The following is an 8,769-nucleotide window of genomic DNA, read 5'->3' as shown; positions in this document are numbered from 1 at the left end:
ATGGCGGAGAGGGTGGGATTCGAACCCACGGTGAGCTTACACCCACAACGGTTTTCGAGACCGTCCCGATCGACCACTCTGGCACCTCTCCGCGATGCGCCCGCAGGCAGGTCAGACCGGAAGCCATAGCGGAGGGTGGCCGTGCTGCCAAGCCTGTTCAGGGCAAGTTGCTGTTGCGCGACACACAGCCCTCTTCAACCGGTGCACTTCGGGCCTATATATGTCAGATCGACATTGGCAGACCGCGCCCGAGTCTGTCTTGATTCATTGGAAACCCATGCCGGAAATGCCCGAAACCTCCCCTCCGGACAGCGTCCCGCCCGGCAGCCCCGGCAACGGTGAAGCGGTGCCGCCCACCCCCGCTGCATTCACCATTGGCGATGTGGTACGCCACCGGATTTTTCCGTTTCGCGGCGTGATTTTCGATGTCGATCCGGTGTTCAACAACACCGATGATTGGTGGCAATCGATTCCCGAGGCGATCCGCCCGCACAAGAACCAGCCATTTTATCATCTGTTCGCCGAAAACGACGAATCGACCTATGTGGCCTATGTCAGCCAGCAGAATCTGTTGCCGGACAGCGATGGCGATCCTGTGCATCATCCGGGCGTGATGCAAATGTTTACCGGCATTGTTGGTGGCCGCTACCAGATGCGCACCCAAATTCGGAACTGATCGCTGCTCGTGCCGGGTCAGATGCGGCGCGCCACAGCGATGGCGGCGCGGCAGCCGGCCTTGATCACCGCTTCCATCACCGGAAACGCATTGCCGCCGGTGTGGGCGGTGGCGGTATCGCGGTGGGCGATTTCGTCGCTGCGGTAATCATCGATCATTGCCTGCAACTCCGGATCGCTGCCATCGGCCAATACATCGGTTTGTTCGCCGTAATGTTCGTCGATCACGGTTTCCACGGCTTCGGTACAGGCCATCGCCGCCTTTGGGCCAAGCAAGGCGGTGCCGGCCCCCAGCGCATACCCGGCGATATGCCATAGCGGCCCAAAAACGGTAGGACGCACGCTGCGCCGCGCCATGATGGCATTCATGCCGTCCAGATGGCGTTGTTCCTGGCCGGCCATGTGACGGATTTCGCCGGCCATGGCGTGGCGCCCGCCCATCACCGCCAATTGCCCGGCATAAATGCGCGCCGCGCCGGTTTCACCCGCTTGATCGACGCGGATCATGGCAGCCGTGTCGTGGCGGGGATCGCCCGGCAGCCGGCGCTTCAGCGGCGCGGCGCTGCGGGGGTTTTCAACATCAGCCATGCGGCGGCTCCAGTGAGTGCAAGGGATATCAGACCATTCCATCCTGCCATGGAAATGCCCAGCATGGACCAGGGAACGGCGTCGCAGCGCACCAGCGGTTGCGCGAGAATATCGGCCAGCATGGACTTGGTATCACCGGCCAGTGGCGGCGCGGCGCAGCGGGTGAGCCCCTGCCACCATTTATACTCCACGCCGGCATGAAACAGCCCGATGCCGGCGTTGGCGGCCATGGCGAGCAGCGCCAGCCAGCCGCTTATGCGCGCTGCCGCCTGGAACCGCGCGGTCCAGCCCAGCAACAATGCATTGAATGCGAAGAACGCCGCCGCCAGCAAGGCCCAGCGCTGCCACCAGCACATTTCGCACGGCACCAGCCCGCCGATAACTTCAAATCCATAGGCGCCGGCCAGCAAGCCCGCACTGCCAGCCAGCAGCAGCGCCGGGCCGGCCAGATCAGAACGCATATTTGACCACGACAAACCCGCCGACAAACAGCGCCGTGGCGATCAACGCCAAGGTGTTGAAATAACGATCAATCAGTTCCTGCGCCTTGGCGCCGAAGCGGCGCAGCACCAGCGCCACCAGAAAAAACCGCCCGCCGCGCCCCAGGATCGAGGCCGCAATCAACACCGGGATCGACAGCGAAACCGAACCGGCTGCAATCGTCGCCACCTTGTAAGGGATCGGCAGGAACGCAAACGCCAGCATCCACAAGAAGCCATTGGCCTTGATATCTGCCGCAAAGGCCACAAACCGATCCTGATAGCCATAAAGCTCGAGCAGCGGCACGCCGACAGTCTTGTACAGCACCGAACCGATAACATAACCCAGCAGCGCGCCCGCCACCGAAGCGGCCGTGGACACCGCCGCATAACGCAACGAGCGTTCGGGCCGCGCGATCGACATTGGGATTTGCATCACATCGGGCGGCACCGGGAAAAAGCTGGAATCAGCAAAGCTGATGCCGATCAGCCAGCGTTCTGCACCAGGGCCGGCGGCCTTGGCCAAAGTCCAGTCATAAAGGCGGCGCAGCACGAGCAGGATGTTCCTTGGCGGGAGGATGTCCCGTGGGCTTAGCGGGCAGATGTGACAGGCGCAATAATGGCTGCGGCAAACCAAATCGCTGCCGCCGGGCGCGCCATCAGCGCGATACCGGTCGTCCGGTCACGGCAGGCGCAGCGCCGGCAACTTGCACGGGCGCCAGCGGCGGCGGCGCCACCCGGCCAATCAGGCGCAGGGCATAATCCAGCTGATAATCCAGCACGCCCTTGGCCTTGAGATCATCCGCCTTGGCGACAAAGCGTGGATCGGGGCTGCCATCCTGCTCCACCAATTTGTCGGTGGCATCCTTGATCTCATTGATCAGATGCTTCTTCAAATCGGCTTCGCGCAGCGGCTTGCGGTCCGATACGCGAGGATCGGACAATTGCGGCACCTGGATATCCGGATCGATGCCATTTTCCTGCACACTGCGGCCCGATGGCGTGAAATAGCGAGCCGTCGTCAGGCGCAGCGCCGTGTCTGCGGACAGCGGATACACGGTTTGCACACTGCCCTTGCCAAAGCTGCGTTGGCCCAGCACCAGCGCGCGGCGATGATCCTGCAGCGCGCCAGCGACGATTTCGGCAGCCGAGGCCGAGCCTTCGTCAACCAGCACCAGCACCGGCTTGCCATCGGTGGCATCGCCTGGCTTGGCATAATAATGATCGACATCATTCTTGGCGCGGCGACGTTCCGATACGACTTCGCCGCCTTCCAGGAACACGTCCGACACCTTGATGGCTTCATCGAGCAAGCCGCCGGGGTTGGAGCGCAGATCAACAACATAGCCGGCAACGCTGCTGCCCAGCTTGGCCTTGATGCCATCAACGGCGGCGCGGGTGGCATCGCCGGTGCGGTTGTTGAAGGTGGAAATGCGGATCACACCCACCGTGCCGCGGGTTTCCCATTTCACCGGGCGGATCACCACCACTTCGCGGGTGAGGGTGAACTCCAGTGGCTTGGCTTCGCCCTGGCGCACCACGGTCAATTTGATCTTGGTGCCGGCGGTGCCGCGCATCTTGTCGACCGCTTCATTCAGCGATCCACCATAGATCAGCTCGTCATCCAGATGGGTGATGTAATCGCCGGCCTTGATGCCGGCGCGGGCGGCGGGTGTGTCGTCGGTGGGGGTGATCACCTTCACGGCGCCGTCTTCGGAGGTCACGGTGAGGCCGAGGCCCGTGTATTCGCCATCGGTGGTCTGCTTGAGATTGGCGTAATCCCGGCCATCCAGATAGGATGAATGCGGATCGAGGCTGGCCAGCATGCCATTGATGGCACCACGGATCAGCGTCTTGTCGTCAACCTTGTCGACATAGATCACCCGCACCCGCTCAAACACGTCCATCAGCGCATCAAGCTCTTTGTAGGTGTCGGTCTCGGCGGCGGCCTGCACGGCGGCATAGCCGGGCACCAGGGCCAGCGCGGCCAGCGGCAGCACGATCTTCCAATGATTGCTCAGGCGCATGGGATGACGGACTCACTGATGAACAAACACAAACGATAACAGACCCGGAGCAGAACGCTACTCCCCCACCCTGTGCCTGGCAGCCTTGCGCTGCGCTTAACGCGGCGCCGCGGCAATCAGGCGCGGTGATAGGGGTGACCGTCCAGAATCGACAGCGCCCGGTACAGCTGCTCGGCCAGCATCGCCCGCACCAGCATATGCGGCCAGGTGGCGCGGCCAAAGCCCAGCAGCAGATCGGCGCTGTGCCTGGTGCCATCCTGATGGCCATCGGCTGCACCAATCAAAAAGCGACACTCCCGCGCGCCATCATCGCGCCAGCGCGCCAATTGCGCTGCCAGATCGGCCGATCCGAGATCCTTGCCGCGTTCATCCATCACCACGGTGCGGCTGGCAGCGGGCGGCTGGCCCGGCACCGGCCACGGCGCGCTCTCGCTCACTTCCGTGATTGCCAGCCGGCCCTTCAGCCGCATGGCATAGCGCTGCACCAGATCGGCTTCGGGGGATTGGCCGATGCGGCCGCGCGCGATGATGTGCAGCTTCACGGGTGAGGCCGTTCGGGAGCGAAGTGGTTCAGGCCGCAGCCGGCGCCATCGGCGCATCATCCACGCCCCACATGCGTTCCAGATTGTAGAACACACGCACATCGGGGCGGAAGACATGCACGATGATGTCCCCGCAATCGATCAGCACCCAGTCTGCCGCCGGCAGGCCCTGCACACGGGCACTGCGGCCGAAATCGCTTTTCAGCTTGTCGGCGATTTTCATCGCCATCGATGCCACCTGCCGGCCGCTGCGGCCGCTGGCGACGATCATGTAATCGGCGATGCTGGTTTTGCCGGCCAGCGGAATTGAAACCGGCTCGACAGCCTGATCGTCATCCAGGCTTTGCATGATCATGGCGTGGAGCTCCTCCACCCGGTCAGTTTTATTCAATCGTGCATCCTCATGTTGCTGGCCATGTTTGTGGCCGTGTTGGTCTTGTTGCTGCTGGGCATATTCTTGGCCCAGTCGGGATCGGTGCGCCGCACTTGTGTTGCTGATTCCGGCCGCAACCCGGCGTGAAGCCTGATTATCGCTGGCAGCGGCGCATCCGTCCAGCGCGAAGCCGGCGTTGGCGACCAGCCGGCCCAGCTTAATGCCGGTGCGCCCATCAGGGACACGCCCGGCCGCGGCGCCACCGCCAGCGGCACCTCGCGCAGAAACCGCCGCCAGCGCCGCCAGCGGTGAAGCTCAGCGACAATATCATCCCCGGCCAGCCACACGAATCGGTGCTGCGGATAGCGGCGTTTGAGCGCGATCACCGTATCCACGGCAAAGCGCGTGCCCAGCACGGCTTCCAGCGCCGTGACGCAGATGCGCGGGTGCCGGGCCTGCAGCCGCGCGCGGGCCACCCGGTCCCCAAGTGCCGCCATGGATTCGGGCGATTTTAGCGGATTGAGCGGCGACACCAGCCACCACACCGCATCCAGCCGCAACTGCCGCATCGCAGTCAGGCTGATATGGCGGTGCGCCGCATGCGCTGGATTGAAGCTGCCACCCAGGAGGCCGATGCGTGCCATCAGCGCCGCGCCTCACTGTTGTTCACCATGGCGTCATGGCCGCACCTGGCCAGTCCCGCGCACCAGGGTCTTGAAAATGGTCAATTCCGGCAGAGCCACTGGCCCGCGGGCGTGCAGGCGGCCGGTGGCGATGCCGATTTCAGCGCCAAAGCCAAATTCGCCGCCATCGGCAAATTGGGTGGAGGCATTGTGCAGCACGATTGCGGCATCCACGCGGCCCAGAAACCGCTCAGCGACGGCGGCGTCGCGCGCCACCACACATTCGGTGTGCTGCGATCCGTGCGCCTGGATATGCGCAATCGCGTCGTCCACACCGGCCACTTCGGCCGCGCTGGCGATGGCGGCGATATATTCGGTGTGAAAATCTTGCGGAACTGCCGGGATCACGCGGGCATCGATGGCCTGCACGGCGGCATCACCGCGCACTTCGCATGGCCCGTCCAGTAACGCCGCCAGCAGCCGCTGTTTGAGCGCCAGCGGCGCGGCGGCATCGATCAGCAGCGTTTCCATCGCCCCGCACACCGCTGTGCGCCGCAGCTTGCTGTTCATCACGATCGCCACCGCCTGGTCGGGATCGGCGCTGGCATCGACATAGACATGATTGATGCCATCCAGATGCGCCAGCACTGGCACCCGTGCCTCTTGCTGCACCCGTGCAATCAGGCCCTTGCCGCCGCGCGGGATGATCACATCGATCAGGCCGTGCGCGCTGAGCATCTGCCCGACCAGCGCACGGTCCCCGGCCGGCACCATCTGCACGGCGGCAGCAGGCAATCCGGCGCTGCGCAGGCCGAACGCCACGCAATCGAGCAGCACCGCGTTCGACAGCGCCGCTTCACTGCCGCCGCGCAGCAGGCAGGCGTTGCCGGCCATCAGGCACAGCGCGGCGGCATCCGCCGTCACGCCCGGCCGGCTTTCGTAGATGATGCCGATCACGCCCAGCGGCACCCGCACCCGGCTGAACTGCAGGCCATTGGGCTGCGCCCACTGCGCAATCACTTCCCCCACCGGATCAGTCAGGCCCGCAACGGCATCAAGCCCGGCGGCAATGCCAGCCGCCCGCCCGGCATCAAGTGCCAACCGGTCCTGCAGCGCCGCTGAAACGCTGCTGGCCTGCGCGGCGGCCATATCGGCAGCGTTGGCGGCCAGCAGTTCAGCCATGCGGCCGCGAATCGCAGCAGCGGCGGCGGTGATCGCCAGTGATTTTTGCGCGGTGGTGGCAGCAGCCAGCGCCGGCAATGCCGCACGCGCGGCGCGGGCCATATCGTTGATCAGATTCATATCAGCACCAGATGATCAGCGTGCACCAGCGCAGCGCGCGGCGCATAGCCCAACGCAGCAGCATGGGCATCGTTGCGCAGGCCCATGATTGCCGCAGCATCACCGGCATCATAGCCGGCCAGCCCGCGCGCAATCAATTCGCCGTCGCTGCCGGCAATGGCCACGACATCGCCGCGCCGGAAGCGACCATCCACGGAATGCACGCCGGCCGCCAGCAGCGATGCGCCGCGCCGCAGCGCCGCCGCTGCGCCGGCATCAACCATGATCGTGCCGGCCACGGTGATGCGGCCCGCCAGCCAGGCCTTGCGGCCCTTGGCGCTGCGCGGCGGCAAAAACAGCGTGCCGCCATCATGGCTGGCAAAATGCGTCAGCGGGCGATCGACGCGGCCATCACAGATCGCCAGCGCAATGCCAGCGGCCCCGGCCATGCGCGCGGCCTGCAATTTGGCCGCCATGCCGCCCGATCCCATACCTGACCGCGTTTCAGCCGTTGCCATCGCCATCACATCGGGCGTGAGCGCCTTGACCACCGGGATGCGCGCGGCGCTGGCATCGCTGGCCGGATTGGCAGTGTACAGCCCGTCCACATCCGACAGCAATATAACACCGCTGGCACCGGCGGCCTGCGCGGCGCGCGCGGCCAGCCGATCATTGTCACCAAAGCGTATCTCCGCCGTCGCCACGGTGTCGTTCTCATTCAGCACCGGCACCGCGCCCAAATCGAGCAGCCGCGCCATGGTCGCCGCAACATTCAGATAACGCCGCCGGTCTTCCAGATCATCGAGCGTCAATAGCAACTGCGCTGCCACCATGGCTTGCCCGGCCAGCAACGCTTCCCAAACCCCGGCCAGCGCGACCTGCCCCACGGCGGCGGCGGCCTGCGCGTCCTCAAGGCTGGCACGGCCGCCGCGCTCAAGGCCCAGCCGGCGCGCACCCAGCGCAATCGCGCCGGACGAGACCACCACGATCTGCTGGCCCTGGCTGCGCCGCGCCGCGATATCGGCAACCACCCCGGCCAGCCAGTCGCTGCGCACGGCGCCGGCAGCATCGACCAGCAGCGACGAGCCGATCTTCACGACCAGCCGCGCGCACACCGCCGGATCAAAGGCGGCCGATGGCCTTACAGTGGCGACCATTGCCGGTTCCCGGCTGCGGTGCGATTGGCCTGCGCCCGGCCAGCAATGGCCATCAATTGATCGAGCACGGCGTCCACCCCCTGCTGCGTGGCCGCGCTGATGCAATAGACCGCCGCGCCGCTGGCCTGCTCCAGCGCGCGCTTCTTGGCCGACAGCGCCTGCGGGCTGACCAGATCGCTCTTGGACAGCGCCAGTATCTCGGGCTTGCGATCAAGGCCATTGCCATAGGCAGCCAGTTCCTCGCGCACGGTTTCCCACTGCGCCACCGGGCCGGGCAGGCTGGCATCGATCAGGTGCAGCAACACGCGGCAGCGTTCGATATGGCCCAAAAACCGGTCACCGATGCCCACGCCTTCGGCCGCGCCGGCAATCAGGCCGGGGATATCGGCCATCACCAGCTCGCGGCCCTTGTGCGCCACCACGCCAAGCTGAGGCTTGAGGGTGGTGAAGGCATAATTGCCCACCTTGGCCTTGGTGTTCGAAATCGCGTTGATCAGGCTGGATTTGCCAACATTGGGCTGCCCGACCAAACCGACATCGGCCAGCAGCTTCAGCCGCAGCCAGATCCACAATTCCCGGCCGGGAAAGCCCGGCTGAAACTGGCGCGGCGCCCGGTTGGTGCTGCTTTTGTAATGGTCATTGCCTTTGCCGCCATCGCCGCCCTTCAGCAGGATGGCGCGCTGGCCAATGGTGGTCATATCAACGATCAGCGTGCGATCATCGTCATCGGCCAGAATCTGGGTGCCCACCGGCACCTTGACCAGCAGATCGTCGCCGCCCGGCCCGGTGCGGTTGCGGCCCATGCCATGATCGCCGCGCTTGGCCTTGAAATGCTGGGAATAGCGAAAATCGATCAGCGTGTTGAGGCCATCGACACATTCGAAGATGATATCGCCGCCCTTGCCGCCATCGCCGCCATCAGGGCCGCCATATTCGACAAATTTCTCGCGGCGGAACGACACCGCACCGTCGCCGCCGGCGCCGGATGCGATGAAGATCTTGGCCTGATCAAGAAATTGCATTG

General features: G+C 64.9%; 11 protein-coding genes and 1 tRNA gene. 1 reads left to right on the top strand and 11 read right to left on the bottom strand.

What is annotated here, in order from left to right; translation table 11 throughout:
- Position 1: 1 nt before the first annotated feature.
- Positions 2 to 91 (bottom strand) — tRNA-Ser (locus ABWP50_RS07680).
- 186 nt (positions 92 to 277) lie between these two features.
- Between ABWP50_RS07680 and hspQ the strand changes: the two genes are divergently transcribed.
- Positions 278 to 676 carry a heat shock protein HspQ gene (gene hspQ, locus ABWP50_RS07675; protein ID WP_353217408.1) on the top strand — a complete coding sequence of 133 codons (399 nt, stop codon included), beginning with the start codon at positions 278 to 280 and terminating at the stop codon, positions 674 to 676.
- 17 nt (positions 677 to 693) lie between these two features.
- Here hspQ and ABWP50_RS07670 read toward each other — a convergent pair whose 3' ends face one another.
- From ABWP50_RS07670 to obgE, 10 genes are all read right to left on the bottom strand, one after another.
- A complete protein-coding gene (locus ABWP50_RS07670) occupies positions 694 to 1,263 on the bottom strand; it encodes a demethoxyubiquinone hydroxylase family protein (RefSeq protein WP_353217407.1) in 570 nt (189 codons plus the stop codon).
- On the bottom strand, positions 1,224 to 1,724 hold the full coding sequence (locus ABWP50_RS07665; protein ID WP_353217406.1) for a disulfide bond formation protein B: 501 nt from the start codon (positions 1,722 to 1,724) through the stop codon (positions 1,224 to 1,226). Before ABWP50_RS07665 ends, ABWP50_RS07670 begins: the two co-directional genes overlap by 40 nt.
- Positions 1,714 to 2,295, bottom strand: coding sequence for a YqaA family protein (locus ABWP50_RS07660; protein WP_353217405.1), 582 nt, complete (start codon positions 2,293 to 2,295; stop codon positions 1,714 to 1,716). Before ABWP50_RS07660 ends, ABWP50_RS07665 begins: the two co-directional genes overlap by 11 nt.
- A 106-nt stretch (positions 2,296 to 2,401) precedes the next feature.
- Positions 2,402 to 3,769 carry a S41 family peptidase gene (locus tag ABWP50_RS07655; RefSeq protein WP_353217404.1) on the bottom strand — a complete coding sequence of 456 codons (1,368 nt, stop codon included), beginning with the start codon at positions 3,767 to 3,769 and terminating at the stop codon, positions 2,402 to 2,404.
- 116 nt (positions 3,770 to 3,885) lie between these two features.
- Positions 3,886 to 4,311: a 23S rRNA (pseudouridine(1915)-N(3))-methyltransferase RlmH gene (locus ABWP50_RS07650; RefSeq protein WP_353217403.1), complete on the bottom strand. Its 426-nt coding sequence runs from the start codon at positions 4,309 to 4,311 to the stop codon at positions 3,886 to 3,888.
- 28 nt (positions 4,312 to 4,339) lie between these two features.
- Complete coding sequence (gene rsfS, locus ABWP50_RS07645) at positions 4,340 to 4,702, bottom strand: ribosome silencing factor (protein ID WP_502951007.1); 363 nt, start codon at positions 4,700 to 4,702, stop codon at positions 4,340 to 4,342.
- Entirely contained in the window at positions 4,699 to 5,328 is a 630-nt protein-coding gene (locus ABWP50_RS07640) for a nicotinate-nucleotide adenylyltransferase (RefSeq protein ID WP_353217402.1), read from the bottom strand. Before ABWP50_RS07640 ends, rsfS begins: the two co-directional genes overlap by 4 nt.
- 33 nt (positions 5,329 to 5,361) lie before the next feature.
- The gene (locus ABWP50_RS07635) at positions 5,362 to 6,609 is read right to left on the bottom strand and encodes a glutamate-5-semialdehyde dehydrogenase (protein WP_353217401.1); all 1,248 of its coding nucleotides are present in this window, start codon (positions 6,607 to 6,609) and stop codon (positions 5,362 to 5,364) included.
- Positions 6,606 to 7,745, bottom strand: a complete 1,140-nt coding sequence (gene proB, locus ABWP50_RS07630) for a glutamate 5-kinase (RefSeq protein ID WP_353217400.1) — start codon at positions 7,743 to 7,745, stop codon at positions 6,606 to 6,608. Before proB ends, ABWP50_RS07635 begins: the two co-directional genes overlap by 4 nt.
- Positions 7,730 to 8,767 carry a GTPase ObgE gene (gene obgE / locus ABWP50_RS07625; protein WP_353217399.1) on the bottom strand — a complete coding sequence of 346 codons (1,038 nt, stop codon included), beginning with the start codon at positions 8,765 to 8,767 and terminating at the stop codon, positions 7,730 to 7,732. The genes proB and obgE overlap by 16 nt, the downstream gene beginning before the upstream one ends.
- Positions 8,768 to 8,769 lie beyond the last annotated feature (2 nt).

Source organism: Sandarakinorhabdus sp. (genome assembly GCF_040398645.1).
In the GTDB taxonomy this organism is placed as follows: domain Bacteria; phylum Pseudomonadota; class Alphaproteobacteria; order Sphingomonadales; family Sphingomonadaceae; genus Sandarakinorhabdus.
Note: the sequence above shows the minus strand (reverse complement) of the source record. Positions and strands in the feature narration are given on the sequence as shown.